The sequence below is a fragment of the Streptomyces sp. TLI_146 genome (assembly GCF_002846415.1).
Classification (GTDB): Bacteria; Actinomycetota; Actinomycetes; order Streptomycetales; family Streptomycetaceae; genus Streptomyces.
Window position 1 is genome coordinate 6,429,289 of the sequence record NZ_PJMX01000001.1, and the last position, 26,387, is coordinate 6,455,675.

Annotated in this window: 17 protein-coding genes, 1 pseudogene and 1 riboswitch; of the genes and pseudogenes, 11 read left to right on the plus strand and 7 right to left on the minus strand. The window is 67.2% G+C overall.

Annotation, left to right across the window (positions count from 1 at the left end; translation table 11 throughout):
* Positions 1-247: 247 nt before the first annotated feature.
* The 3 genes from BX283_RS28850 to BX283_RS28860 form a co-directional block, all read right to left on the minus strand.
* Positions 248-1,729: a UvrD-helicase domain-containing protein gene (locus BX283_RS28850; protein WP_101390401.1), complete on the minus strand. Its 1,482-nt coding sequence runs from the start codon at positions 1,727-1,729 to the stop codon at positions 248-250.
* A gap of 227 nt (positions 1,730-1,956) precedes the next feature.
* Positions 1,957-2,220: a helix-turn-helix transcriptional regulator gene (locus BX283_RS28855; RefSeq protein ID WP_101390402.1), complete on the minus strand. Its 264-nt coding sequence runs from the start codon at positions 2,218-2,220 to the stop codon at positions 1,957-1,959.
* A gap of 1,027 nt (positions 2,221-3,247) precedes the next feature.
* A complete protein-coding gene (locus BX283_RS28860) occupies positions 3,248-5,461 on the minus strand; it encodes a DNRLRE domain-containing protein (RefSeq protein WP_257583909.1) in 2,214 nt (737 codons plus the stop codon).
* A gap of 1,319 nt (positions 5,462-6,780) precedes the next feature.
* Between BX283_RS28860 and BX283_RS28865 the strand changes: the two genes are divergently transcribed.
* Positions 6,781-12,870, plus strand: coding sequence for an RHS repeat domain-containing protein (locus BX283_RS28865; protein WP_257583910.1), 6,090 nt, complete (start codon positions 6,781-6,783; stop codon positions 12,868-12,870).
* Positions 12,871-14,129: 1,259 nt separating this feature from the next.
* Here BX283_RS28865 and BX283_RS28870 read toward each other — a convergent pair.
* Positions 14,130-14,645 (minus strand): DUF6262 family protein, encoded by a 516-nt coding sequence (locus BX283_RS28870; protein ID WP_101390404.1) that lies wholly within the window; start codon positions 14,643-14,645, stop codon positions 14,130-14,132.
* On the minus strand, positions 14,642-15,022 hold the full coding sequence (locus tag BX283_RS28875; RefSeq protein ID WP_101390405.1) for a transposase: 381 nt from the start codon (positions 15,020-15,022) through the stop codon (positions 14,642-14,644). Before BX283_RS28875 ends, BX283_RS28870 begins: the two co-directional genes overlap by 4 nt.
* A gap of 91 nt (positions 15,023-15,113) precedes the next feature.
* Between BX283_RS28875 and BX283_RS41735 the strand changes: the two are divergent.
* The 4 genes and pseudogenes from BX283_RS41735 to BX283_RS28895 all read left to right on the plus strand — a co-directional run.
* Positions 15,114-15,632, plus strand: a pseudogene (locus tag BX283_RS41735) (ATP-binding protein); the annotation flags it as partial.
* Entirely contained in the window at positions 15,629-16,882 is a 1,254-nt protein-coding gene (gene dprA, locus BX283_RS28885) for a DNA-processing protein DprA (protein WP_373979302.1), read from the plus strand. The pseudogene BX283_RS41735 and the gene dprA, both read left to right, overlap by 4 nt.
* A 241-nt stretch (positions 16,883-17,123) precedes the next feature.
* Positions 17,124-17,966: an RNA polymerase sigma factor WhiG gene (gene whiG, locus BX283_RS28890; protein ID WP_101390406.1), complete on the plus strand. Its 843-nt coding sequence runs from the start codon at positions 17,124-17,126 to the stop codon at positions 17,964-17,966.
* Between the two features lie 82 nt (positions 17,967-18,048).
* Positions 18,049-18,606 (plus strand): TetR/AcrR family transcriptional regulator, encoded by a 558-nt coding sequence (locus BX283_RS28895; RefSeq protein ID WP_101390407.1) that lies wholly within the window; start codon positions 18,049-18,051, stop codon positions 18,604-18,606.
* 88 nt (positions 18,607-18,694) lie between these two features.
* Here BX283_RS28895 and BX283_RS28900 read toward each other — a convergent pair whose 3' ends face one another.
* On the minus strand, positions 18,695-19,138 hold the full coding sequence (locus BX283_RS28900) for a nuclear transport factor 2 family protein (RefSeq protein ID WP_101390408.1): 444 nt from the start codon (positions 19,136-19,138) through the stop codon (positions 18,695-18,697).
* 240 nt (positions 19,139-19,378) lie between these two features.
* The gene (locus tag BX283_RS28910; RefSeq protein ID WP_373979303.1) at positions 19,379-19,903 is read right to left on the minus strand and encodes a murein hydrolase activator EnvC; all 525 of its coding nucleotides are present in this window, start codon (positions 19,901-19,903) and stop codon (positions 19,379-19,381) included.
* 480 nt (positions 19,904-20,383) lie between these two features.
* Between BX283_RS28910 and rpsB the strand changes: the two genes are divergently transcribed.
* From rpsB to rlmN, 6 genes are all read left to right on the plus strand, one after another.
* Positions 20,384-21,277 (plus strand): 30S ribosomal protein S2, encoded by an 894-nt coding sequence (gene rpsB / locus BX283_RS28915; RefSeq protein WP_101390410.1) that lies wholly within the window; start codon positions 20,384-20,386, stop codon positions 21,275-21,277.
* A 131-nt stretch (positions 21,278-21,408) separates the two neighbouring features.
* A complete protein-coding gene (gene tsf, locus BX283_RS28920) occupies positions 21,409-22,245 on the plus strand; it encodes a translation elongation factor Ts (protein WP_101390411.1) in 837 nt (278 codons plus the stop codon).
* 159 nt (positions 22,246-22,404) lie between these two features.
* Positions 22,405-23,184 (plus strand): UMP kinase, encoded by a 780-nt coding sequence (pyrH, locus tag BX283_RS28925; RefSeq protein WP_067164809.1) that lies wholly within the window; start codon positions 22,405-22,407, stop codon positions 23,182-23,184.
* A 120-nt stretch (positions 23,185-23,304) separates the two neighbouring features.
* Positions 23,305-23,862, plus strand: a complete 558-nt coding sequence (frr, locus tag BX283_RS28930) for a ribosome recycling factor (protein ID WP_101392626.1) — start codon at positions 23,305-23,307, stop codon at positions 23,860-23,862.
* Positions 23,862-24,983 carry a phosphatidate cytidylyltransferase gene (locus BX283_RS28935; RefSeq protein ID WP_101390412.1) on the plus strand — a complete coding sequence of 374 codons (1,122 nt, stop codon included), beginning with the start codon at positions 23,862-23,864 and terminating at the stop codon, positions 24,981-24,983. Before frr ends, BX283_RS28935 begins: the two co-directional genes overlap by 1 nt.
* A gap of 103 nt (positions 24,984-25,086) precedes the next feature.
* Complete coding sequence (rlmN, locus tag BX283_RS28940) at positions 25,087-26,193, plus strand: 23S rRNA (adenine(2503)-C(2))-methyltransferase RlmN (protein ID WP_101390413.1); 1,107 nt, start codon at positions 25,087-25,089, stop codon at positions 26,191-26,193.
* 18 nt (positions 26,194-26,211) lie between these two features.
* Positions 26,212-26,321, plus strand: a riboswitch (TPP riboswitch).
* Positions 26,322-26,387: the final 66 nt, after the last annotated feature.

A 26,387-nucleotide genomic window follows, 5' to 3' on the forward strand; every position in this document is an offset into this window, starting at 1 on the left:
TCTCTGGCCGTTCAGCGGTGTACGCCCACAATTGCTCAACGAGTACTTCAGCCGCCCAGGAATGCCGGGGCAGCGTGCGTCCGGGGAGCCGGGAGACGCACAGCGTCAGGAGGGCACCCTGTGGCGAGAGCTCTTCCATATCGCCTCCTCCTCCCGCCGACAGTCCACTAGCAGCCCTACTTTGCAGCGTGCCGCACCGGCCCCAGCCCCGCAAGGCGCCCACACGAGAATCAGAACAAAGATTCGATCAATCTGTGGATGCCTTGCCGTCGGGGTGGCGATTGATCCAGTTGAGTCCAGTCGGGTCGAGGTGGTGGCGGGCGCGTGTGATGGCTACGTAGGCGAGGCGCGCCTCTGCTTCGTTGATGGGCCCGGGCACGGGTTTGCCGTCGGCGTCGAGCTCGTCAGTGTCGGCGGGCGGGGTGAAGTCGTCGGCGATGCGGACGCAGGGCCATTCTCGGCCCTTTGCCTTGTGCGCGGTTGAGATGACGACGCGGGCGTGGGCTTCCGGGACAAGGCGTTCAACGGCACGCAGGATGGCCTCGGGACCGTGTTCGTCGACGAGATTCGCGAATGGCTGCAGGTCGCGGCCGGCAGGGTCGTACTCGGCATATTCGCGCAGGGCATTCCAGCTGGTGAACAGTACAAGTTCGGGGTGGTGGGTGCGCCGCCCTTCGATGAGGTCGCGTGCGGCTTGGGCAAGGGAGCGGAGGCTGTCGCCGCCACCGACGAGTGCCGTGGCGGCCCCTGATGCGATAAGGCTGAATAGTTCGGTGATGACGCCCACGTTGGTCCGGCATAGTACGGCGTCGGGGCGTCCGCTGCGGGGGCCGATGGTCGTAGAGATGTCAGCGGAACCTGTGAGCTGGATGGGTGCGCGACTGAGCCGGAGCCAGCGGTTGGCCTCGGAAGCCAGGGCTGGGCCGAATCGGAAGGACTGGCTAAGAGTGAGATGGCAAGCGTCGAAGCCCGTCATCACGTCTCGGGCGCCACGCCACCCGTAGATGGCCTGGGCAGAGTCACCGACCATGACGATCTGCAGGCGCCCGCTCTGGGACAGCACGATCTGCTCGAGGACAGGGTTGGTGTCTTGCGCCTCATCGAGCAGCAGGAAGTCGCCGCTGAGGACGGGGTCGGTCAGCGCCCACATCTTCAGGTAGTGGTCATGTTCGAAGCGGACCACGCCTCCATAGGGGGAGTGCAGGTCCGCCCAGGCTCGCTGAGCGTAGGGCAACAGGAGTTCGGCCAGTTCGGCGTGCGCCGCGTCGCCTTCGAGAGAGCGCAGCCTGGGGACGTGGGCGTGGTCCAGTTCCGAATCGGCAGACTGGCAAAAGCGCGACACCGCCTTCAGTGCCGTGTTCGACAGGGTGGTCGGCAGAATCTCGGTACCGTTGATGCGAATAGGCCTGGTAAGTCCCAGCTCCTGGCCAACCTGCCAGCCTGGCCTACGCGGGCTGTTGAGCCGCTCACGGTAACGGTGACCCAGGGCGGCATAGGCCAACGAGTGGGCTGTCTTGCACCGCACCGATGCAGGAAAGCGGGTAGCCGCGTCCTGGGCAATGGCACGGTTGAACGCAAGGTAGCTCCCCCGGCGCTGGCTCATCTGCTCGGCGAGATGGGCAAGCGTTGAGGTCTTGCCGGTGCCTGCGCCAGCCTGAATGGCCAGGTGAACGCTGCCCTTGAAAGCCTCAAGGGCAGCAGCCTGTTCTTCAGTGGGAGTAAAGGACATCAGGGTTCTCCGGAAGCGATGACGGCCTGCGCCACAGCGCGGCCGTACGGAACAGAGCCTGCACTAGGGACAGGTGCCGGAGTTCAAACTGCCAACCGACACGCTCGCCGCAGCAGTGCGCGCCGCCAGATCCCCTCTATGCGGTGACGCTCACACCACAAACGAACGACTCGGGGACACTTGGCCGATATTGCTGTCTCGTACGGGTGAGGTGTGCCCGAGTGCGGTCAGGGCGCCAGGCCCGGCGGCTCGTGCCCCGCGCACAGCGAGTCGAGGAGCTCGCCAAGGGGAATGCCGAAAGCGTGGGCGAGGGCGTGCCAGGTAGCCAAGGAGCCGACGGTACGGCCCTGCTCGATCTCGATGAGCGTACGGCGCGACAAGCCGCTGCGGGCGGCTAGCTCGTCGTAGCTCCAGCTCCGCTCTGCGCGCAGTTGCGAGAGGAGCTGACGGAGCGCCGTCGGGTTGGGTTCCGGCGGCGGAAAGATCGTCACGCATCAATACGACGGGGCAGACCCCTGCCCTGACAGTGCAGACCTCTGCCCTATTTTGTGGGCATACGCGCGCTCTCCGTAAGGGCAGGGATCTGCACTACCGTGTCGGCGCTTCGGGCTGACCGCCGGGTTCGGGGCAAGGCGAACTTATGGCTCGGGAGGAATTCGATGTCTGCCACTCTGCCCTCGCGCGCTTGGACGATCGCGATCAGCAGCCCGGACGGGGCTCCGGTTCTGGCCTGCAGCGCATGTGTCTCACACATTAACGTGACCGGTGCGAGCCTCATCACGGAAATCCGTCGACACTTGGCTCAGCACCTCTTGGAGTCGCGCCTGCCGCCGTACCTGCGGACGTGCCAGTGCCGCGAACGGGCGTGCGTATGGCATAGGCGCCAAGCTCCGTGTTCAGGATCACTGCAGCTTCTTCTCATCCGGGCCAACCGGGGGCGCACCTGGCACCTCGCAGACATGTGCAAGTCCTGCGCTGGAGCGACGCCGCATGCGGCTGCCGTGCCGGAGCCACCGGCAGCGAATTCTCACGATGTCCGTGCACGGGCACCCATGCAAGGCCGTGCGCACGAGGATCCTGCTGTGTGGAGCCACCCGTTCTGGGAGGAGCACGCGCTATGACGCGCCGGGGTGCGCAGCAATATGAGTCTTCGTTGCGGCGGGAGAGCCAGATACTTGCTGCATGATCGCCACCTTTCCTTCCCGCCTTGCCCGGGGCTGCGTTGGGGCCCATGGATGACGGACAGCCGCGTGGACCCCCTGGTTCTCCGGAGTGGCCCCGGTGCTTGGCCCATAATTGTGGTGTTCCAGCAGACCGGTCCCCCTGGTGATGTGGAGAGGATGACGAAAGTGGTGATGTCGTCCGCAGGGTCCAGCAGCGTCTCCTTGTCCCATGTAGTGGGCCCGGAGCACATGACCGTGCTCCGGGTCCACCGCGCAGGGCCTGTCAGCTTCAGAGCGGCCCGAGTGCCCCAACCGGACAGGCGGATGAGGGGCGGCTTTGCCCTTAGCTCCTCACTTAGCTGATCTGCTGGAAGTTCTTCCAGCCGCCGATGCCGACTTCGGCTCCGGCGCCTTGGATGTTGGAGTAGAAGTAGAGCTTGCCATCGCCGCCGGTGGACCACAGGTCGGGCTTGCCGTCCCCGTTTGTGTCGGGGACGGCTGTGAATAGGGGTCGGTAGGCGGGGGTCCAGCTGGTGCCGATCACCGTGGCGCCTGGGCCGTAGCCGAGGCCTTCTCCGTTGGGGCCAGTGCCCTGGTACTGGCGGAGCTCGCCGTTGCTCTTGCCGCGGGCGATCACGTCGACGCGGCCGTCGCCGGTGCGGTCGCCGGGAGCGGCGAGGTCATAGTCCGACCAGCCTCCGTCGCCGATGAGTACGGGGGCGCGGTACTCGTCGAGGGAGAAGCTGTCGGCGCCGTAGTAGAGCCAGAGCTGGTCGCCGGTTTTAACGAGCAGGTCGGTGTGGCCGGCGACGTCGATGGTGCCGTCGCCGTTGGTGTCCAGGGGCCCGTCTACGTCGCCGATGGCCACGATCTGATCGGCGTTGGACCAGTGGTTGTTGGCGGGGTTGTAGACGTTGAGTTCCTGCTGGTCGTAGAGGCAGGATCGGGAGGCGCCGTCGGCTTGTTCATTGCGTGCGGTGCAGGCGTAGCCGACGCCGTTGTTGGGGAAGACCTTGAGGATCTTGCCGTCGCCGCTGGGGATAAGACCGACGAGGTCCTCGAAGCCGTCGGTCGTCCAGTCGCCGCGGTGGGTGACGGAGGCGCCGTTGAAGTCCGTGTTGCTTGCTACCGCGGAGGCCCCCGCATACCCGTTGCCCTGGCCGGGGTAGAGCCAGAGGGCTCCGTCGGTGCGTACACCGTAGAAGTCGGCTGTGCCGTCGCCGTTGAGGTCGCCGGGCTTGTCAGGGGTGGCCGGGCTGTTGGCGTAGAAGCGGTAGGCCGTGCCGTCAGAGCGGTTATTGGCGCGGTCCAGGCTTCGGACGCCCAGTGCGTGCGCACCGGCGGATGGCGGAGTCAACTTGACGTTGACCGATCCGCCGATCGTGGCCGGGCTGACCGTTCGGACGGTGGGATCCCAGTCGGTCCAGTACTCGTACTTGGCCACATCACTGACCTTGCCGCTCGAGAGAGTGAAAACACCCTCGGTGCGGGCCTGACCGGTCTCGGCCGGCCATCCCTCCGAGCCGTCGGGGTACTGGGGGGAGGTGACGCCGGGCGGGCTGCTGGGCCGGGTGCCGTCGAACTGGAAGTGGCACTCGTCCGCCCAGGCACTGCTGAGCGAGCCGGACTGGGTCTGGGCCTGCCAGCTGAAGGTGGTCGTGCCGGTCAGGCCCGCGTTCTTCATGAGCTGCGCGAGTTTGTCCTTGGTGACCACCAGTTTCGCGCCGCGTCCGGAGGTGACGCTGACCGTGGTGTTGACCTCGTTGGCCGCGCCGCCGTGTCCGGTCGGCCAGAGCTCGAAGTGCGCTCTGACGGTGCCGCCGTCGGGATCGGAGAACGTGCCGCCGAGGGTGATGTCCGTGTTGCCGATGACGGTGAACGGGGCATTGGCTCCGCACTGCGCGCCGCTGTCCGGCTGGGTGTAGAGGCCACTGGGCTTGTTGGGGTAGGTGTCGTAGTCAGTGCTGAGCAGCGCTGTTCCGACATCGAACTTCTTCCATGCGTAGACGTCGCCCTCATCGGCTGCCCGCAGGCCCAGCGTCATGTTGGGCAGGTGCCGGTTGGCGGCCTCGACGGCCGCCGACGTGACGTCGAAGGCGAGGTTGCCTGCCGGGCAGTCCGAGCTCCAGCCCTTGGCGTCATCGACCCGGTTGAGGTAGCGGGCCCAGGAAGGCTGGTTGTTCCAGGTCGTCGACGACGAGATGGATCCCGTGAACCAGGCTTCCACCTTGCGGCCCTCACACGACCAGGACCACGTGTTCTTGATCCGGAACGTGGACTTGATGATGCTCTTGCGGGTGTTCCACAGCCTGTCGGTATCCATCTGGAAGAACGAGCGGCCCAAGCCGTTCGTCTCGTTCTCGTAGCCCACCCGGGCGGTGGAGGTCGAGGACCCGGAGCCTCCCCAGCCCTTACCGTTGTAGAAGGAACTGTTCGGGTACCTCGCGTACGCCACCGTCCACGCCTCGCGGGAGCCGTCCACGGGCGGGTCGATGTACACGGGATACGTGGTGTTCTTGCCGGTCAGCAGTGACTGGTCGGGCGCCAGAGTGACGGTGTCGCCTGTCACGGCCAGAGGCATCGCACTTTGCTGTGCTCCGTGTCCCGGCTCGAACTCATCGGTCGGCACTGGTGGGGTGGCTGGTTCGCTTGCTGATGCTGAAGACTGTTTCCCCGACGTGGGTGCGATGCCGGGGGCTGAGCTGCCCGTCGCTGACGTGGAGCTGTCCCACATGAGGGGAACTGGCGCCGTGAAAACCTCCTGCCCCGCCGGGTTCAGCGCACGCAGAGTGCCGTGCTCATCCGTAGAGACGCTCACGCCGCTGGTGGAGAGCTTGAATCTGAGGCTCTTCAGCGCTGGATTGGCAGCTGCCTCAGCGGATTTGACCACGAGTAACTGACCGAATCCCGCAGAGGCGGCACGTAGCTTCAGATCCACCCCTGGCAGGACGTCCGCGTAGGTCACGCTGTCATCAGAGACGGTCGGCTTGGGCAGCGGAGTCGGCCATGACAGCGACATACTGCGACCGTCACGGATGATCGTGGCCAGCGGACCGTTGCCGCCGCCAGAAAACTCCAGCCCTACCGACGTGGCCTTAGGAACAATCTTTCCATCTGCTGTCGCATGCAGACGTGGGTCAATATCCACCAACTTGTTGCCCTGCCGTACCCGTTGAGCGATGACGGACTGCTCCTCGGTGAACGATCCTGACGGATTGGCGAAGACCTGCGTGGTCTCGGTACGCAGGGAAAGGACCTCTACCCGTTCGCCGGACTCAGCGGCCTCAGCAAGGGCGCGTGTTTCTCCAGAATTGGCCCCTTTGGGGCTAGCCTGAGGGTAGGCCTGCCGTGGAATTGCTGCAGCCGATTGCGGCATTGAAGTGGCGATGGAGATGGTGATTATGGCTGCGGAAGCCGCAGCCCCCCACGTTCTCTTTCTTCCTCTAGATGTCCGATATCTCATACCGGTCATTCCCCTCCCAGATTTGGTCGCATTCAACATTAGATCGTCTGGGGTGTCTGGGGCGAGTGGTTACGGTGTCGTGTCGCGCGGGCGCCGCCCACGGAAGGTCAGAGTGGCTTGTATGAGGGGCAAAATGACGGGATACATCGGACGTTCAGGCGTGAATCGCCTGCCTTGGTGTCACGAATGCGGCTGAAAAGCAATCCCTGAATCAGATATTCCATCGAGGATGGTTCCCATGCGCTGCTATCGTCCTTTTTGGTTGCTGTTATCTAGCTGTCGATCTAGGTGGGGATCTGCGCATGTCACGGGGTGGGAGAATCAGAACAAGACGCAGTGGGGGATGGGCGCGGAATACGTCAGCCCTCCTTTCTGTCTTATTGTTTTCCGGGCTATTGGGGGGGCCGGTCGCAGCGGCGGCAGATTTGGATCTGCTGAGCCTCAAGAAGCCGGATCCGGTTTCCGCGAAGGTGGTGAAAGGCCGCCTTGACTCCCGGGTGGACGAGGCGGCCCGGCAGGCATGGCGGAAGTCGCCGAAGGTGGCGTGGCCTGAGCCGGGTATCGCGAAGGCGGACCTGACCAAGTCGGCTAAGGTCCAGGCTGGCTCACTGCCGACCCGGCTGGGTCGAAGCCGAGGTGGGGCAGTAGGGAGCCCTGTAGAAGCTCAGGTTCAGATCTTGGACCGGCAATCCACTGAGAAGTTGGGCGTCGATGGCGTCGTCCTGGCCGTGCGCCCCACCAAGGGAGCGAAGGGCGATGTCGATGTGCAGGTCGACTATTCCGGTTTTAAAGAGGCGTACGGTGGCGGCTGGGCGTCGCGGTTGACGCTGCGGCAGCTCCCGGGATGCGCCTTGGCCACTCCTACGGCGAAGAACTGTGGCGCAGGACGCGTCCTTAAGACGGCCAACAACATCGCGGACGCCACGCTCACAGCCTCCGTCGAGCTGCCGGCAGCTGACGGCACCGCATCCGCCCCTCAGGCCCCTGTGGCCAAGGCGCCCGCGGTCATGCACTCGGTCACGGGTCTCGCGGCCGCAGAGAATACGGTGCTGCTGGCGGCAACTGCCGGTCCCTCTGGCCCTTCCGGGGACTTCAAGGCGACCTCGCTGGCCCCGTCCGCGTCCTGGTCGGCGGGCGGCAACAACGGCGGCTTCTCCTGGACATACGACATCAAGGTTCCTGAGGTACCGGGTGGTCTGGAGCCGGACCTCGGTCTCTCGTACTCTTCGCAGTCGATCGACGGCCGGACCGCGGCCACCAACAACCAGGCCAACTGGGTCGGCGACGGCTGGTCCCTCGATCCGGGCTATGTCGAGCGCCGCTACGTCTCGTGCGTGGACGACACCACGGGCAGCAACACCACGGCCAAGGTCGGCGACCTGTGCTGGAAGAAGGACAACGCCGTCCTCAACCTCGGCGGCAAGACCAACACCCTGGTCAAGGACGACACGACCGGGGAATGGCACCTGCAGAACGACGACGGCACGCAGATCGAGAAGCTTACGAGCAGCACCAACAACAAGGACAATGACGGCGAGTACTGGCGGGTGACCACGCCCGACGGGACCCGCTACTACTTCGGGTACAACCGCCCCAGTGGCTGGGCCGCCGGCAAGGACGAGACCAACTCGACGTGGACGGTGCCGGTGTACGGCAACCAGTCCGGCGAGCCCTGCCACGCCGCTGCATTCGCGGACTCCTGGTGCCAGCAGGCCTGGCGATGGAACCTGGACGCCGTCATCGACCCGCACGGCGATGCCATGACGTACTACTGGGCCAAAGAGGTCAACTCCTACGGCCGTAACGTCAACGCGAACACCGGCGCCTCCACCGCTACTCCGTACGACCGAGGCGGCTACCTCAAGCGCATCGAGTACGGGCTGCGCTCCAGCGACTTCTACGGCAAGGCCGCGGCGAAGGCCGAGTTCGGGGTCTCCGAGCGGTGCCTGGCCGACTGCGGGACCTTCGACAAGAGCCATGCCCCCAACTGGCCGGACGTGCCGTTCGATCAGTACTGCGCCTCGGGAACCGAGTGCAAGGACAAGTACTCGCCCTCCTTCTGGACCCGTAATCGGCTGACCAAAATCGACACATCCGTGCTGGTCGGCGGCGCCTACAAGCCTGTCGACTCCTGGGCGCTCAGCCAGCAGTTCCCCGCCACGAACGACGGTACGACTCGCGCGTTGTGGCTGGCCTCCATCACCCGCACGGGGCACACAGGCACAGGCGACACCTCCCTGCCCCCGGTCACGTTCAAGGGGTTGCCGCTCGCCAACCGCGTCGAAGGCGCGACCACAGGCGGCAACGCTGACCCGGTGCCTCCGATGATCCGCTACCGCGTCTACGGCATCGACACCGAGACCGGCGGCACCATCGGCGTCACCTACTCCGCCCCCGACTGCAAGGCCGGGGACGTACCGAGCCCCTCGTCCAACGCCAGGCGCTGCTATCCGGTCATGTGGTCACCCCCGGAGGCCCCGGGCGCCAACTACGAGCCGTATCTGGACTGGTTCCACTCCTACGTCGCCACCCAAGTGCTGGAACAGGACAACACCGGCGGCGCGCCCGCCAAGGAAACTGACTACACGTACCTCGACGGCATGTCCTGGGGCAAGGACGAGGACGAGTTCACCAAGTCCAAGTACCTCACCTATGGAAGCCGCCGCGGCTACGGGCGCGTCCAGGTCCGCAACGGTGCCGGCTCGGACGCCAGGACGCTGCGGGAGTACCGCTACTTCCGCGGCATCGACGGCGCGGAAGTCAAGGACCACGAGGGCGTCGGGGCCACCGACCATGCAGCCTTCGCCGGCATGGCCCGTGAGGAGGCCACCTTCAACGGTGACGGCGGCAAGCTGCTCTCCACCACGGCCTACGCTCCGTGGCACTCTGCTGCGACCGCCACGCAGGCACGAACCGGCCTGTCAGCGATGAAGGCGTACGTCACCGCCGCCGGGTCGGAGAAGTCCCGCACCCTGGTGGGATCGGGCTGGCGCACCACCGAGACCGACCGCACCTTTGATGGCAACGGCCAGATCCTGACCGAATCCCGGCTCGGTGACGCCAGCAAGAGTGGCGACGAGGAGTGCACGACCACTACCTACGCGAAGAACACGGCGGCGAACATCCTCGACCTCATCGCCGAAACCCAGACCGTCGCCGTCGCCTGCGACACCACGCCGTCCCTGCCCGACGACCTGATCGCCACCAAGCGGAACTTCTACGACGGCGCCGGCTCGCTCACTGCCGCTCCGTCTGCGGGTGACGTCACCCGCCTGGACGAGCAGGACGACACGGGCACCGGCTACCTCACCACGAAGACCCGTACTTACGACCAGTACGGCCGGGTGCTGACCGAGGCCGACGCCCTCGGCAACACGACCACCACCACCTACACGCCGAAGACCGGCGAGGCGCCCACGTCGAGCACCGAGACCAACGCGCTCGGCCACACCATGACCACCGAGCACGACCCGGCACGCGGCGTCATCACCGGGACCGTCGACCCCAACGGCAAGCGGACCGACGTCACCTACGACGGCCTCGGACGCGTGCTGAACGTGTGGCAGCCCGGCTGGGCCAAGGCCGACCACGCCACCCAGCCCTCCGCGCAGTACAGCTACGACATCTCCCGCACCAGCCCGAACTCCGTGGCAACCAAAACACTGAAGCGTGACGGAAGCTACGCCACTTCCTACACGCTCTACGACGGCCTGCTGCGGCAACGCGAGACCCAGTCGCCGGCCACAGGAACCCAGGACAGAATCGTCACAGAGACCCTGTACGACACCCGCGGCTGGACGAGGAAGACGTACTCCGCCTACTACACCTCAGGCACCCCCTCGACGACCCTGGTGGCCGCAGCGGACAACACCGTTCCCTCAGCAACCCAGAACCTCTACGACGGAACCGGCCGGATCACCGACGCGATCGCTGTCAAGTTCGGCGATGAGCAGTGGCGTACCAAGACCGCCTACGAGGGTGACCGCACCACCGTGATCCCGCCCTTGGGCGGCACCGCCGGCACGACGGTCACGGATGCTCTCGGCCGGATCACCGAGCGCATCCAGTACACCAATGCAGACCGCTCGACTTTCCAGACGACCACCTACGCGTACGGTAAGCAGGAGCAGCCGGAGAAGATCACTGACCCTGCCGGAAACGAGTGGAAGTTCAGCTTCGACGCACGCGGGCGGCAGATCAAAGCCGATGACCCGGATAAGGGCTTGGCTACCATCACCTACGACAGGGCAGACCGGGCCGTGAGCAGCACGGACGCCCGCGGCGTTACGCTGACCAGCGGCTATGACAAGCTCGGCCGCAAGACAGAGCTGAAACAGGGCGCCACCACCCTGGCCATGTGGACCTATGACACCGTTGCGAAAGGGCAGCTGACCAGCGCTACCCGGTACGTTGGCGGCACCGAGTACACCACCGCCAACGGCGGGTTCAGTGATCGCTACCAGCCGACATCCACCACGGTCACCATCCCGTCGGCCGCCGGCGGCCTCGCGGGCTCCTACACCTGGACATACGGCTATAACGCACAGACCGGCTTGCCGGACTGGACACTTCATCCCGCCATCGGAGACGTTCCCTCTGAACGGGTCACGACCAACTACAACAGCGACGACCTGCCCATCCGCACCAGCCGGGCCGGTGTTGTCCTCGCCGCCAACACCACCTATGACGTCTACTCGCGCCCGGTACGCACCGAATTCGGCGACGTCGGCAAGAAGGTCTACAAGAGCCAGGAGTACGACGAGTTCACCGGCCGCATGATGCGGCAGATCACCGACCGTGACCTCGCACCTCAGCGCGTCGACGACACTTCCTACAACTACGACCCGTCAGGCAACGTCACCGGCATTACCACCGCCAGCGGCCAGGATGCGGCGAAGAGCGTCGACGCCCAATGCTTCACCACCGACGCGCTGGGCCGCCTCTCCGAGGCATGGACGGCCGCCGCGGACTGCACTGCAGCCCCCTCGTCGGCCACGCCCGGTGGCCCGGACGCCTACTGGCAGACCTACGGCTACGACGCGATCGGCAACCGCACCAAGCTGACCGAACACGGAACCGGGACGCAGGCGGGCTCTGACGCCGTCACCACGTACACACAGCCGACCGCCAAGACAGGTCTTCCGCACGCCGTCCAGCAGACCGACGTCAAGGGCGGCGCACACGACGGCCAGACCAGCACCTTCGCCTACGACAAGGCAGGCAACACCACACAGCGGAAGATCGGCTCCGTCACCCAGAACCTCACCTGGGACGCCGAAGGACACTTGGCCACGCTCACAGAAGCAGGCAAGACCACCAGCTACCTCTACGACGCCGACGGCGAGCGGCTGATCGCCAAGAACGCCGACGGCACAAGCACCCTCACCCTCCCAGAGGGCAACGAGCTCAAGCTGAACGCGGACGGGGCCAAGGCCGGCACCCGCTACTACACGCACAACAGCGAAACCGTCGCCGTCCGCACCGGATCCGACATCTCCTACCTCTTCTCCGACCGCCAGGGCACCGCCCTGACCGCCGTGGCCGTCGGCTCCCTCGCCATAACCCGGCGCAAGCAACTCCCGTTCGGGCAAGACCGATCCACCCAAGCCGGGGTCTTCCCCGGCACGCGTGGCTTCGTCGGCGGCACCACCGATCCCACCGGACTTACTCACCTCGGTGCCCGCGAGTACGATGCGGCACTGGGCAGGTTCATCTCAGTCGACCCACTGCTGATAACCGATGACCCGCGCCAGCACAACGCCTACGCCTACAGCAACAACAACCCGGTCACCTTCTCCGACCCGACCGGCGAGCGACTGGAGGAATGCGCAAGCGGCCAGTACACCTGCACCCACGGCGGCACGCGGCCGACCGGCTACGGCAAGAACTACGAGATGATCACCAACGCGCACCGCGGCACGCTGGCCCCCGACTACGTCCGCTACAAGCAGCGCATGCAACGCTCCTGCCACCACGACCCGGACTGCAAGAGCTGGGACGGCAGCCACCGCGGCAATGCCGCTCGCGCCAAGGAGCGAGCCGCAGCCGAAGCAGCGCGCAAGAAGGCGGAAGCGGAGCGCCGTAAGAAGGACGGCATCTTCGGAAGCTTGATGAAGGGCCACTTCAGCGACGCCTGGGACAGCAGCGGAGGAAAGGTCGTTTCTGGTGTCGCAGATGCAGCACAGGCGATAGGTGCGAGGAATCTCACCCAATTCGGTATCGGCATAGGCTCAGGCTTCATCGCAGGAATCGGGGCAGGTGCGGCGTGTGCAGGAACGGCGGGCCTAGCATGCGTAGTTATCGCTGGCGCGGTGATTGGTGCCTTAACTGCAACGCCGGCAAACCTAGCTGCAGACAAGGCTTTTGGCCACAAGACCACCGGACCTGAAAGTGTTGGTTACCTGGCAAGCAACAGCGTTCGAGGAGGCTTCCAAGGGGCCTTCAGGGCACTGACAGGGCAGGGCCCGGCAACGTATTACTTCGGGCAGACCTGGAATAGGTTCAGGCGGCGATAGCCTGAGCTTGCCTCACGTAAACGAGGTGTCGGCTGCGGCCAACGAAACTGGCCGCAGCCGACACCTCAGAATAATTAAGACAGGAAGCGGATGAGATTCACATTTGAGCGAAAGCTTCGGGTGTCACCTATCGCCTGGATTTCCCCAATTACGGACGGGGAAGAATCTGCATACGCGGAAACTCCGCTTGGTCGCATATCTGTAATGCGTTCAGCATCAAGGGAAGCCGCTTCACGTTCGGCGACCGGAGGGACTCTTGAAGACTGGAGGATTTCATTAAACGGGGAAATGCTATGTGAGTTCTATGGGCTGTCCGCGCCACACCACTCCCTGACTAAGCAGATCCGATCCGGCGTAGCTGGCTTGGTCCAGGGCGCACCTTGTCGGCTTACAGCCAGGCGAGCTGTCGCCCCCAAGCATCGATTTGTAAAATTCTCCTTCCCTGAGGCGAACGACGTGGAGTTCCGAGGGAATTTCTGGCGCGTTCAGCTGAATGAAACAAAAGAGGCGCGACGGCTAGCTTCCAAATCAAAAAATGAATGGGTTGTCGAAGATGGGAACCTTCAGGCATTGGCGGCAATCTCCCTATTTGAAATCGCAGAACTGAGTCACTTCTTCCGGAATCCATTGCTTGACGGCTTCTAGTCCTCTATCCGAAGGTCAAAAAGGCGATTACGATTGAGGATGTGCCACTGTTTTGGAGGCAGATATTCAAGTAATCGCCCGCTCGCGGCAGGGTCGGCTTCTCACGTGTAGGAACCGTTTGCTAAGCCAACAGCACCGGGCAGCTAGCGTGGCGCTTGTGGAGGGTAGTCTTCGCCGCCCGAGGTTCAGCCTCATAAGGTGAAGAGGCCTCGCCTCCGACAACGTGGGGCTCGTGGATCCATGCGAACCTGACCATCGGCCTGTTTCTCCGCCAATACCGCTGAAGTCTTCCGCGACCTGAAGAACTTGCCCTGAGGACTGTCCCACAAATGATCTAGAAGCCCTCACTCGTGGACACGCGAGCTGTGAGAGGAGATCGTGCGCCGTACGAGTCGGCATGAGGTTTGTTTGCTGAGCCCAGAAAACAGCGGCGAAACTGGCGGCTGACGCTGCAGGATTTTGGTAGCCGCGGCGGTGCTCAAGCTCCGCTTCCGGCAAGCTGCACGGGCTTTCGCCATCGATGAGTTCCTCGTTACTCACAGGACCAGCTCCCAGGGCAGCTTCGCCGGGTGATGTTCAAGAACCGTGGAGAATTCTCGTTCTGGATGCCATGCTTATAGGCGCTTATTGAGTGCTCGGGTAATTTCGCGGTTCGCGTTTCGCGCTGCTTCCAGCTCATCGGTTCGCTCTTCGAGCTCGCCTTGCTTCGCTGCGAGTTTTTGTTCGAGCATGGTGATCCGGCGCTGGAGCTGGTCGATGTCGGCTGCCGCCCCGAGCCCGGAATCGGCCCATGCGGCCTCGCCAAGGGTCCGAGAAAGGCGTTTCTCCAGCTGGTGGATCCGGGCGGCGAGGCGCTTGTTGCGTTCGACGGCGTTGGCCAGGTCGGCTTGGAACGAGGCACGGCTGACCGCCGCGATCCGGCCTTCTTCCGGGGGTGCCGTGGCCGCGGCGTGGACGCGTTCGAGAAGGTCCCGATGCCGGTAGAGGAACGTGCGGTCGACCCGGGCCGCGCGGGCGAGGCCGGAGACGGTGATATCGCCGTCGCTCCGCAGCATGGTGTCTAGAGTTTTGAGGACGCGTTCGCGGCGGCGGGCCGAGTCGGCCCGCCGCCCCTCATTCATGCTGGTCATGCGGTCCTGCCAGGGCGGAAGTCGGGAGAAGGCTGGCGGATGGTGGGCATGCCCAAGAGGACGTTTCTGCCGCGGCGGACGACAGAGACGGCTTCCTCGATCTGGGCCCGGTCTTCTTGAGTGAGGTCGTCGAGGTCTTGTTTGACGCGGTTGATGAGGCGTCGGACCCGACGGATCTCCTCGTCCGAGGGCATGGCTTCGCGCTTCGCCCAACTGTCCGCGTCGAAGGCGGAGATGAGACGTTCGCGGTTGCGGAGCAGGCCGGTGAGGTAGGCCTCCAGGTCCGGCAGGTAGGAGACATCGGTGCGGAAGTGGCCGCAGCCCACGCAGCGGAAGCGGACCGGGCAGTTCTTCCCGCCGGCGGCGACGTTGGACATGCGTCCGCAGACGCGTCGTCGCCTGCGGCGCACTCCCAAGCGGATGCTTTAAGAAGGCGGTCAACGGTCAGGGCTGAACCCCACCTACAACCTCGCCGCCAACCCCTGCCCCTGCGGCCGCCACACCCTGCACGGCGCGGGCTGCGAATGCCCCCCGTCCGTCATCCGCCGCTACCAGGCCCGCCTCTCCGGCCCCCTCCTCGACCGCGTCGACCTACGCGTGGAAGCCGAACCCGTCCGGCGCGAGGACCTCCTCGCCCAAGGCGGACGCGGCGATTCCACGGCACAGGTCGCCGACCGCGTCCTGGCCGCCCGCGAACGGGCCGCCGCCCGCCTCCAGGGCACGCCCTGGACCACCAACAGCGAAGTCCCCGGACACGAGCTGCGCACCCGCTGGGTCACCGCCCCCGGAGCCCTCGCCGCAGCGGAACGGGACATGGAACGCGGCCTGCTCACCGCCAGAGGCCTCGACCGCGTCCTGCGCGTCGCCTGGACCCTCGCCGACCTCTGCGGCGACGACCGCCCCGACGACACCCACATCGGCCTCGCCCTGGAACTGAGAACGGGCATCTCCAGGGGGGCACCGCTGCCGGTCGGAGGTGCGGGGTGAGCGGGTCGGTCGGGTCCGCCGGTTCGCGTGGGGAGGGCCCAACCGGTGTCGGCGCGGCCGAGGGCGCACCGGCGGCCAGCGGCGGCCCGGGGGAGCGCGAGCGGCTGGCGCGGGCCGCGCTGACCAGGATCATCGAACCGGGGGACGAACGGGCGGGCCGCTGGCTGCGAACGTACGGGGCGGCGGACCTGATGCGCCGCCTCACCTCACCCGAGGACGCCGAGGACACCGACGACCGGCTCACGGGAGTGAGCACCGCGCGGCTCGCCGGGTACCGCAGACGCGCGGCGAGCGCCGACCCCGAGCGTGACCTGGCCACTCTGGCCGCGCTCGGCGGCCGGTTCACCTGCCCCGGAGACCCTGAATGGCCGGGACAACTGGACGACCTGGGCGACGCCCGCCCGGTCGGACTCTGGCTGCGAGGCCCCGCCGACCTACGGCTATGGGCCCTGAGATCCGTCGCCGTGGTCGGCGCCCGAGCCTGCACGCCCTACGGCGCCCACATGGGCGCCACCCTCGGGGCCGGACTCGCCGAAAAAGGCTGGGTGGTCGTCTCCGGCGCCGCCGCGGGCGTCGACGGCGCCGCCCACCGCGGCGCCCTCGCCGCAGGCGGCGCCACCATCGCCGTCCTCGCCAGCGGAGTCGACGTCGTCTACCCACGCGCCCACGCCGAATTGATCGACCGCATCGCCCAACAAGGCGTACTCGTAGCGGAGTTGCCACCAGGCGACCACCCAACCCCCAGCCGGTTCGTCCAGCGCAACCGCGTGATCGCCGCCCTCACCCGGGGCACCGTCGTGGTCGAGGCCGAATACCGCAGCGGCTCCCTCGTCACCGCGCGCAACGCCCAACGGCTCGGCCGCCACACCATAGGCGTACCGGGCCCCGCCACCAGCGGACTCTCCGCCGGAGTCCACGAACTGCTGCGCGGCGAAGCCGCCCTCGTCACCGACGCCGCCGAAATCGTCGAACTCGTCGGAGAGATGGGCGAACTCGCCCCGCCACGCCGGGGCCCCGTCCTGCCCAGGGACCTGCTCGCCCCCGCCACCGCACGCGTACTCGACACCCTGCCCGGCCACGGCGAAGCCACCGTCGCAGACATCGCCCGCGAAGCCGCGACCACGCCCGAGGAAGCCCTCGGCAGGCTGTACGAACTGCACTCCCTGGGGTTCGCCGAACGCGAAGGGGACAGCTGGCGGTTGGCGTCAAGCCCGCTCCGTACACCGAGCACGCGGCGAGGCGGTGCTTGACCTGGAGCATTCGGGTGAAAAGGTAAGGCCGATGACCACCGAGGGCCGCACGCCAGCGCTTTCGGGGCCGACGCACCCCGCGACGGCCCCCACCCCCGCGCGCGACCGCCCACCCCCACCCGGCAAACCCGATCCCCCCACGTTTGCGCACCGCAACAGCCCGGTCACGCTACGCTCACGAGAACCCCGCAGCAGAGACAGCTCCCCGCTCACGTCACAGCAGAACGGCTCAAGGCAACGCATGCCCCAGCACACCTCCGGGTCTGATCGCACGGCAGCTCCCCCCGCTGCCCGCGCCGGCGGCACCGTGCGACCACCGGCGCCCTCGTCCGTCGACGAACTATGGCGCTCGTACAAGAGCAGCGGCGACGAGCGCCTGCGCGAACAGCTGATCCTGCACTACTCGCCGCTGGTCAAGTACGTCGCGGGCCGAGTCAGCGTCGGACTGCCGCCCAACGTCGAACAAGCCGACTTCGTCTCCTCCGGAGTCTTCGGACTCATCGACGCCATCGAGAAGTTCGACATCGAACGGGCCATCAAGTTCGAGACGTACGCCATCACGCGCATCCGGGGCGCGATGATCGACGAACTTCGCGCACTCGACTGGATCCCGCGCTCCGTACGACAGAAAGCCCGCGCCGTCGAACGCGCCTACGCAACCCTCGAAGCCCAACTGCGCCGTACGCCCTCGGAAAACGAAGTCGCCACCGAGATGGGCATCGCCGTCGAGGAACTGCACGCCGTATTCAGCCAGTTGTCGCTCGCCAACGTGGTCGCACTCGAAGAACTGCTGCACGTCGGCGGCGAGGGCGGCGACCGGCTCAGCCTCATGGACACCCTGGAGGACACCGCCGCCGACGACCCCGTCGAGGTCGCCGAAGGCCGCGAGCTGCGCAGACTGCTCGCCCGCGCCATCAACACGCTGCCGGAGCGCGAGAAGACGGTCGTCACCCTCTACTACTACGAAGGCCTCACCCTCGCCGAGATCGGCAACGTCCTCGGCGTCACCGAGAGCCGCGTCAGCCAGATCCACACGAAATCCGTCCTCCAGCTGCGAGCCAAGCTGGCCGACGTGGGCCGCTGAGCACCACCCCAGCACATCGCCCCTCCGCGGATCCCCGTCCCAGCCTTACAGTGGAACGGTGCCAAGGATTCGAGCGGCCTCAGTGGCCGAGCACCGCGCCATGCAGCGCGCCGCCCTGCTGGACGCCGCACGCGCCCTGCTGTCCCAGGGCGGCACCGACGCCCTGACCTTCCCCGCCCTGGCCGAGCGCACCGGGCTCGCCCGCTCCTCCGTGTACGAGTACTTCCGCTCCCGGGCCGCCGTCGTCGAAGAACTCTGCTCCGTCGACTTCCCGCGGTGGGCGGCCGACATCGAAGCTGCCATGCAGCAGGCCACCGGACCCGAAGAGAAGGTCGAGGCGTACGTACGCCGCCAGCTGGAGCTCGTCGGCGACCAGCGCCACCGCGCCGTCGTCGCCATCTCGGCCAGCGAGCTCGACGCCGGCGCCCGCGAGAAGATCCGCGCCGCCCACGGCGGCCTCATCGCCATGATCGTCGAAGCCCTCGGCGACCTGGGCCACACCCAGCCCCGCCTGGCCGCGATGCTCCTCCAGGGCGTGGTCGACGCCGCCGTCCGCCGCATCGAACTCGGCGCGGCGGAAGATCCGGCGGAGATCACGGACGCGGCTGTCGGCATGGCGCTGCGGGGCGTGGTGGGCTGAGCGCGGCCCGCTGACCGACCGCTGCCCCCGGTGGGTGGCAGGGACCAGCACCCTTCGCCGACGCCTCAATGAGTCAGCCCTGACCCTTTCAATGAGTCAGGGCTGACCCTTCCGGAGCGAACGCCTGGGCGACGGCGAGGCTGTCCTCGTAGACATGGTGCCGGGCGACCAGGCCGTCCTCGACGGTGAGGTGCAGAGCGAACCGAGCGCGATACGGCCGTCCGGTCGAGCGGGCGGTCTGGCGGATCTCGCCGAGTACAACGGCGTCATCGCCGTCGACGAGGATGCGCTCGATCTCGGTGGCCGCCTGCCCGGGCACATGGTGCTCGATGAGTTGGCGGTAGTGATCGGCCGCGTCGGCCCGCGTGGAACGGTGGCGGATCCACGGGGTGGCGGTACGCCCGTGCTCGGCCTCCGGCCAGTCCAGCTTCCAGTCGCCGCGTTCGGCGTACAGCTCCGCGATGCGCTCGGGGTCGCCTTCGCCGATCCGGCGCAGCAGTTCCTCCACCACGGCACGGGTGGTCGTGGGCATGACTGTCGACAAGGCTGATCCCTTCGATCCGTAACCCGCGTCCCTCTGTCGCGGGAAGATCGTCATTCTCGGCAGGGCCGACGGGACGGCGCGATTACCTCGGAGGTAAGGGCGCGGTGCGGCAGCGGATGGAGCGGCGCCGACACGGCCGGATCGTTCGCCTCCCGGGGGCCCGCCCCCTCCCCCCTCCCCCCTCCCCCCTCCCCCCTCCCCCCCGCCCCACCCCCGCCCCCGCTCCCCTCACACCCCCCAAACCGGCAGCAGCCGCACATGCCCGCCATGGACCAGCGCGAGCGGGTTCAGGTATGCGTCGCCTCGTTTGAGCCCCCAGTGCAGGCAGCTTTGCGTGCAGTGCGGCGGTAGATCCGTGCCCGGTTCCGCCGGGTGGTCCGCGTCCGGTTCCGCGTCCGGTTCCGTCGCTGCCTCGATCACCGCCACCGGCTGGCCCGCCGATACGTGTTCGCCCTCTCGGACGAGTGCTCGTACTGGCTCGTATGTGGTCCGCAGTGGTGGGCTTCCGGGCCCGTCCAGGGTGATCGTGAGCACGCCTTTCCCCGCGACGGGGCCCGCGAAGGTCACCCGGCCCGCCGCGACCGCCCGGATCTCGGTGCCGGGTGGGGCGGCGAGGTCGATGCCGCGGTGGCCGGGGCCGTAGGGCGTGGCGGGCGGGTCCCAGCCCCGTACGACCACGGGCGTCCCGGGAACCGGCCACACCCGCCCGGCCCGGCCGGTCACGCCGCCCACGCCCGCGACAGAGGCCGCCACTCCACCTCCCCCCGCCGCACCGCCTCCCACCCCTCCACCCAGCGACAAGTGCAGCGCGGGCAGCCCAGGCAGCGCGTGCCGCGCAGGCGACGCGTGCAGCGCATCCCGCGCAGCCAGCGCAGGCCGGGCTGGCGCTGCGGCCGATGTCGCCAGCGCCCCCGTCACGAACAGGCAGATCAGTGTGCGGTGCATGCCGGAGATGATCCCGGGGCGCGGGGATTCGCGGTGATCATGGGCCGGGGCTGTGGACAACCGGGCCGTTGTGGACAGTGGCGTCACCCGGCACGGTGAGGGTCCCGTACACTTCTTGTGGCGATCCGGGTCACCGGGTCGACTTCGCACGCCCCGCCGGTGGTCCAGACCGTCGGCCGCGCCTCTCGGTCCTTCACCTGTCAACGGTGTGGGGCACGGCGCATCGGGGCGTCAGGCGCGGCAGCCGACCGGCGGCCGCGGTAACCGAGTATCTCAAGGAGTACGGCCATGGCCGTCGTCACGATGCGGGAGCTGCTGGAGAGCGGCGTCCACTTCGGTCACCAGACCCGTCGCTGGAACCCGAAGATGAAGCGCTTCATCTTCACCGAGCGCAACGGCATCTACATCATCGACCTGCTCCAGTCGCTGTCGTACATCGACCGCGCCTACGAGTTCGTCAAGGAGACCGTCGCGCACGGCGGCTCCATCATGTTCGTCGGTACGAAGAAGCAGGCTCAGGAAGCCATCGCGGAGCAGGCGACTCGCGTGGGCATGCCCTACGTGAACCAGCGCTGGCTCGGCGGCATGCTGACCAACTTCTCCACCGTCTACAAGCGTCTGCAGCGCCTCAAGGAGCTCGAGCAGATCGACTTCGAGGACGTCGCGGCCTCGGGTCTCACCAAGAAGGAGCTCCTGGTCCTCTCGCGTGAGAAGGCCAAGCTGGAGAAGACCCTCGGTGGTATCCGCGAGATGTCGAAGGTTCCCAGCGCCGTCTGGATCGTCGACACCAAGAAGGAGCACATCGCCGTCGGTGAGGCGCGCAAGCTCCACATCCCGGTCGTCGCGATCCTCGACACGAACTGCGACCCCGACGAGGTCGACTACAAGATCCCGGGCAACGACGACGCGATCCGCTCCGTCACCCTGCTCACCCGCGTGATCGCTGACGCCGTCGCCGAGGGCCTCATCGCCCGTTCCGGCGTCGCCACCGGTGACTCGAAGCCGGGCGAGAAGGCTGCCGGCGAGCCGCTCGCCGAGTGGGAGCGCGACCTGCTCGAGGGCGACAAGAAGGCCGACGAGACCGAGGCCCCCGCGGCCGAGGCTCCGGCCGCCGAGGCCGAGAAGCCGGCCGAGGCCGCTCCGGCCGCCGAGGCGCCGGCCGCGGACGCCGAGCAGGCCTGACCTTCACGGTCTTCGCTTCGGCGGTGACGGCGGGGGCGCACGCTGTGCCCCCGCCGTCACCCCGTAGCCCCGTAGATCTTCCGTAGATCTTTCAGACTTCGAGTCAGACTTCGAGAGAGAAACACAGACTCATGGCGAACTACACCGCCGCTGACGTCAAGAAGCTCCGCGAGCTCACCGGCGCCGGCATGATGGACTGCAAGAAGGCGCTGGACGAGGCCGACGGCAACGTCGACAAGGCCGTCGAGGCGCTGCGCATCAAGGGCCAGAAGGGCGTCGCCAAGCGCGAGGGCCGTTCTGCCGAGAACGGTGCGGTCGTCTCCCTCATCGCCGAGGACAACACCTCCGGTGTGCTCCTCGAGCTGAAGTGCGAGACGGACTTCGTCGCCAAGGGCGACAAGTTCCAGGCCACCGCCGCCGCGCTCGCCGCGCACGTCGCCGCGACCTCCCCGGCCGACCTGGAGGCGCTGCTCGCCTCCGAGATCGAGGCCGGCAAGACCGTCCAGGCGTACGTCGACGAGGCCAACGCCAACCTGGGCGAGAAGATCGTCCTGGACCGCTTCGCGCAGTACGCCGACGGCTTCGTCTTCGCGTACATGCACCGCACCATGCCCGACCTGCCGCCGCAGATCGGTGTCCTGGTCGAGCTGGACAAGGCCGACGCCGACGTCGCCAAGGGCATCGCCCAGCACATCGCCGCGTTCGCGCCGAAGTGGCTGTCCCGCGAGGACGTCCCGGCCGAGGTCGTCGAGACCGAGCGCCGTGTCGCCGAGGAGACCACGCGCGCCGAGGGCAAGCCCGAGGCCGCGCTGCCGAAGATCGTCGAGGGTCGTGTCAACGGCTTCTTCAAGGACGCCACGCTCCTTGGCCAGCCGTACGCGCTCGACAACAAGAAGTCGGTCCAGAAGGTTCTGGACGAGGCCGGTGTCACCCTGAAGCGCTTCACGCGCATCAAGGTCGGCATCTGAGTCCGTTCAGCGATCGACGGAAGACCCCGCTAGGGTCTGAGGCAGTCGTCGGCCGCGCTCGCGACGGACGACCGCAGATCTGACGAGGAGGCCATTGCCGCTCAGGGACACAGCACCCACCGGCAATGGCCTTCTTCGTATGTGTACGAGGAGATCCCCATGAATCAGGGCGCGGACGCCGCCACCCAGGCTGACCACAAGCGCGACGACGGCAAGGTGACCGGACGCTTCATGCTGAAGCTCTCCGGTGAGGCGTTCGCCGGCGGAGGGGGTCTCGGCGTGGACCCCGATGTCGTGCACGCCATCGCCCGCGAGATCGCCAATGTCGTACGGGACGGCGCGCAGATCGCCGTCGTCATCGGCGGCGGCAACTTCTTCCGCGGAGCCGAGCTCCAGCAGCGCGGCATGGACCGGGCCCGCTCCGACTACATGGGCATGCTCGGCACGGTGATGAACTGCCTCGCCCTCCAGGACTTCCTGGAGAAGGAGGGCATCGACTCCCGGGTCCAGACCGCCATCACGATGGGCCAGGTCGCCGAGCCGTACATCCCGCTGCGCGCCGTGCGCCACCTGGAGAAGGGACGCGTCGTCATCTTCGGCGCGGGCATGGGCATGCCGTACTTCTCCACCGACACCACGGCCGCCCAGCGCGCTCTGGAGATCGACGCCGAGGCCATGCTGATGGGCAAGAACGGGGTGGACGGGGTCTACGACTCCGACCCTCGCGTCAACCCGGACGCCGTGAAGTTCGACGCGCTGGAGTACGGCGAGGTCATCACCCGCGACCTGAAGGTGGCGGACATGACGGCCATCACCCTCTGCCGCGACAACAACCTCCCCATCCTCGTCTTCGAACTCCTCGCCGAGGGCAATATCGCGCGCGCGGTCAAGGGTGAGAAGATCGGCACGCTCGTGAGCGACCAGGGCACCCGGGCCTGACCGGGGGATGGACAATCCCCTGACGGTCGGACACCGTGCAGGGAAAGACGCGGGTTACGCAGGGCCGTTGGGCACCCCACGGAGCACTCCCGGCCCACTCAAGACATGCAGGAGCAAGTGGTGATCGAAGAAATCCTCCTCGAAGCCGAGGAGAAGATGGAGAAGGCCGTCGTGGTCGCCAAGGAGGACTTCGCCGCGATTCGCACCGGCCGTGCGCACCCGGCGATGTTCAACAAGATCGTGGCCGACTACTACGGTGCGCTGACGCCGATCAACCAGCTGGCCTCGTTCTCGGTGCCCGAGCCGCGCATGGCCGTGGTGACCCCGTTCGACAAGAGCGCGCTGCGCAACATCGAGCAGGCGATCCGCGACTCGGACTTGGGCGTCAACCCGAGCAATGACGGCTCCATCATCCGGGTGACGTTCCCGGAGCTGACGGAGGAGCGCCGCCGGGACTACATCAAGGTCGCCCGGACCAAGGCCGAGGACTCTAAGGTGTCGATCCGCTCCGTGCGCCGCAAGGCCAAGGACGCCCTCGACAAGCTCGTCAAGGACAAGGAGTCCGGCGAGGACGAGGTCCGCCGTGCGGAGAAGGAGCTCGACGACACCACCGCGAAGTACGTGGCGCAGGTGGACGAGCTGCTCAAGCACAAGGAAGCAGAGCTGCTCGAGGTCTGATGAACGACTCTTCCTGGGGGGCTCCGCCGCGACCCGAGCACTGGGGGCCACCCGACCAGGGGCCTTCCCAGGAGGTGCCTTCGGCGGGGGCTGCCTACGATGCGTATGACGCCCCGTCCAAGACGCAGCCGATGCCCGTCGTGACCGATACGGGCACCGGCATCGCAGACCGCGAAGAACGTGACCGGGGGGCCGCTCGGGTGAGCGGTCCCCTGTTCCGCGAAGAGACGCCGCAGGAGCCCATGCCCAGCTCGGTACCACCTTCGACTCCGCAGCAGCCGCAGCGGCCCGCGCAGCCGGAGAAGAAGCGGGCGGGGCGCGACCTGCGGGCCGCGATAGGGGTCGGTGTCGGGCTCGGCGCGGTGATCCTGGCGTCGCTGTTCGTCGTCAAGGCCGTCTTCGTCGGTGTGATCGCGGTGGCGGTCGTCGTCGGCCTGTGGGAGCTGACCTCCCGCCTCGACGAGCGCAAGGGCATCAAGGTGCCGCTGGTGCCGCTCGCGGTGGGCGGCGCGGCGATGGTCGTCGCCGGCTACGCGCGCGGTGCCGACGGCGCGTGGGTGGCGATGGCGCTCACGTCGCTGGCGGTGCTGGTGTGGCGGATGACGGAGAAGCCCGAGGGCTATCTCAAGGACGTCACCGCCGGTGTCTTCGCGGCGTTCTACGTGCCGTTCCTGGCCACGTTCGTCGCGATGATGCTGACCGCCGACGACGGGCCGTGGCGGGTGTTCGTCTTCCTGCTGCTGACCGTGGTCAGCGACACCGGCGCGTACGCGATCGGCTGGCGCTTCGGCAAGACGAAGCTGGCGCCGCGCATCAGCCCCGGCAAGACCCGTGAGGGCCTGGTCGGCGCGGTGACGTTCGCGATGGCGGCGGGCGCGCTGTGCATGCAGTTCCTCATCGACGACGGCCAGTGGTGGCAGGGCCTGCTGCTGGGCCTGGCGGTCGCGGCGAGCGCCACGCTCGGCGACCTCGGCGAGTCGATGATCAAGCGGGACCTCGGTATCAAGGACATGGGCACCCTGCTGCCCGGCCACGGCGGGATCATGGACCGCCTGGACTCCCTGCTGCCTACGGCGCCGGTGGTGTGGCTGCTGCTGGTCGCCTTCGTCGGCGGCGGCTGACCGGCCGCGCCAACCGGCGCTGACCTGCCGTTTCCTCGGTCGGGGGCTCGTTGTCCACAGGACGGCGAGCCCCTTTCCGTATGTCTGAGACACTGGTGGGACCATGCCGAAGCCCGGAGAACTCACTTTCGTCGCCCCCCGCGGAGCCAAGAAGCCGCCGCGGCACCTCGCCGACCTCTCGCCCGCCGAGCGGAAAGAGGCTGTCGCCGCGATCGGCGAGAAGCCGTTCCGCGCCAAGCAGCTCTCGCAGCACTACTTCGCGCGGTACGCGCACGACCCGGCCCAGTGGACCGACATCCCCGCCGCCGCGCGCACCCGCCTCCAGGAGGAGCTGCTGCCGGACCTGATGTCGGTGGTGCGGCACATCTCGTGCGACGACGACACCACTCGCAAGACGCTGTGGCGCCTGCACGACGGGACGCTCGTGGAGTCGGTCCTGATGCGCTACCCCGACCGGGTGACGATGTGCATCTCCTCGCAGGCCGGCTGCGGCATGAACTGCCCGTTCTGCGCGACCGGCCAGGCGGGCCTGGACCGCAACCTGTCGACCGCCGAGATCGTGCACCAGATCGTCGACGGCATGCGCGCCCTGCGCGACGGCGAGGTCCCCGGCGGCCCGGCCCGGCTGTCGAACATCGTCTTCATGGGCATGGGCGAGCCGCTCGCCAACTACAAGCGGGTCGTCGGCGCCATCCGCCGCCTCACCGACCCCGAGCCCGACGGCCTGGGTCTGTCCCAGCGCGGCATCACCGTCTCCACCGTGGGCCTGGTCCCGGCCATGCACCGCTTCGCCGACGAGGGCTTCAAGTGCCGCCTCGCCGTGTCGCTGCACGCCCCGGACGACGAGCTGCGCGACACGCTCGTGCCCGTCAACACCCGCTGGAAGGTCCGCGAGGTCCTGGACGCGGCGTGGGAGTACGCGGAGAAGTCCGGCCGCCGCATCTCGATCGAGTACGCGCTGATCCGCGACATCAACGACCAGGCCTGGCGCGGTGACCTGCTCGGCCGCCTCCTCAAGGGCAAGCGCGTCCACGTCAACCTGATCCCGCTGAACCCGACGCCGGGCTCGAAGTGGACCGCCTCGCGCCCCGAGGACGAGAAGGCGTTCGTCGAGGCCATCGCGGCCCACGGCGTGCCGGTCACCGTCCGGGACACCCGTGGCCAGGAGATCGACGGAGCGTGCGGACAGCTCGCCGCGTCCGAGAGGTAGTCTGGGATCGAAATCTGCATATTCCGACAGGGGAGCGCCACAGCGCTGAGAGTGCGACACCGTCAGGTCGCAGACCCTCTGAACCTCGCCCAGGTCATTCTGGGTAGGAAGTTCGGTCATCACTCAAGCTGTTGCGCCCTGCCCGCACGACCCGCCGTCGTACGGGCAGGGCCGCGTCTCTTCCTGGTCCCACC

Excerpts from the sequence above, each read along its gene's own strand:
- BX283_RS28850 (WP_101390401.1), bottom strand. The coding sequence starts at position 1,729 with ATGTCCTTTACTCCCACTGAAGAACAGGCTGCTGCCCTTGAGGCTTTC.
- BX283_RS28870 (WP_101390404.1), bottom strand. The coding sequence starts at position 14,645 with ATGACCAGCATGAATGAGGGGCGGCGGGCCGACTCGGCCCGCCGCCGC.
- BX283_RS28875 (WP_101390405.1), bottom strand. The coding sequence starts at position 15,022 with ATGTCCAACGTCGCCGCCGGCGGGAAGAACTGCCCGGTCCGCTTCCGC.
- whiG (WP_101390406.1), top strand. The coding sequence starts at position 17,124 with ATGCCCCAGCACACCTCCGGGTCTGATCGCACGGCAGCTCCCCCCGCT.
- BX283_RS28900 (WP_101390408.1), bottom strand. The coding sequence starts at position 19,138 with ATGCCCACGACCACCCGTGCCGTGGTGGAGGAACTGCTGCGCCGGATC.
- rpsB (WP_101390410.1), top strand. The coding sequence starts at position 20,384 with ATGGCCGTCGTCACGATGCGGGAGCTGCTGGAGAGCGGCGTCCACTTC.
- tsf (WP_101390411.1), top strand. The coding sequence starts at position 21,409 with ATGGCGAACTACACCGCCGCTGACGTCAAGAAGCTCCGCGAGCTCACC.
- pyrH (WP_067164809.1), top strand. The coding sequence starts at position 22,405 with ATGAATCAGGGCGCGGACGCCGCCACCCAGGCTGACCACAAGCGCGAC.
- BX283_RS28935 (WP_101390412.1), top strand. The coding sequence starts at position 23,862 with ATGAACGACTCTTCCTGGGGGGCTCCGCCGCGACCCGAGCACTGGGGG.
- rlmN (WP_101390413.1), top strand. The coding sequence starts at position 25,087 with ATGCCGAAGCCCGGAGAACTCACTTTCGTCGCCCCCCGCGGAGCCAAG.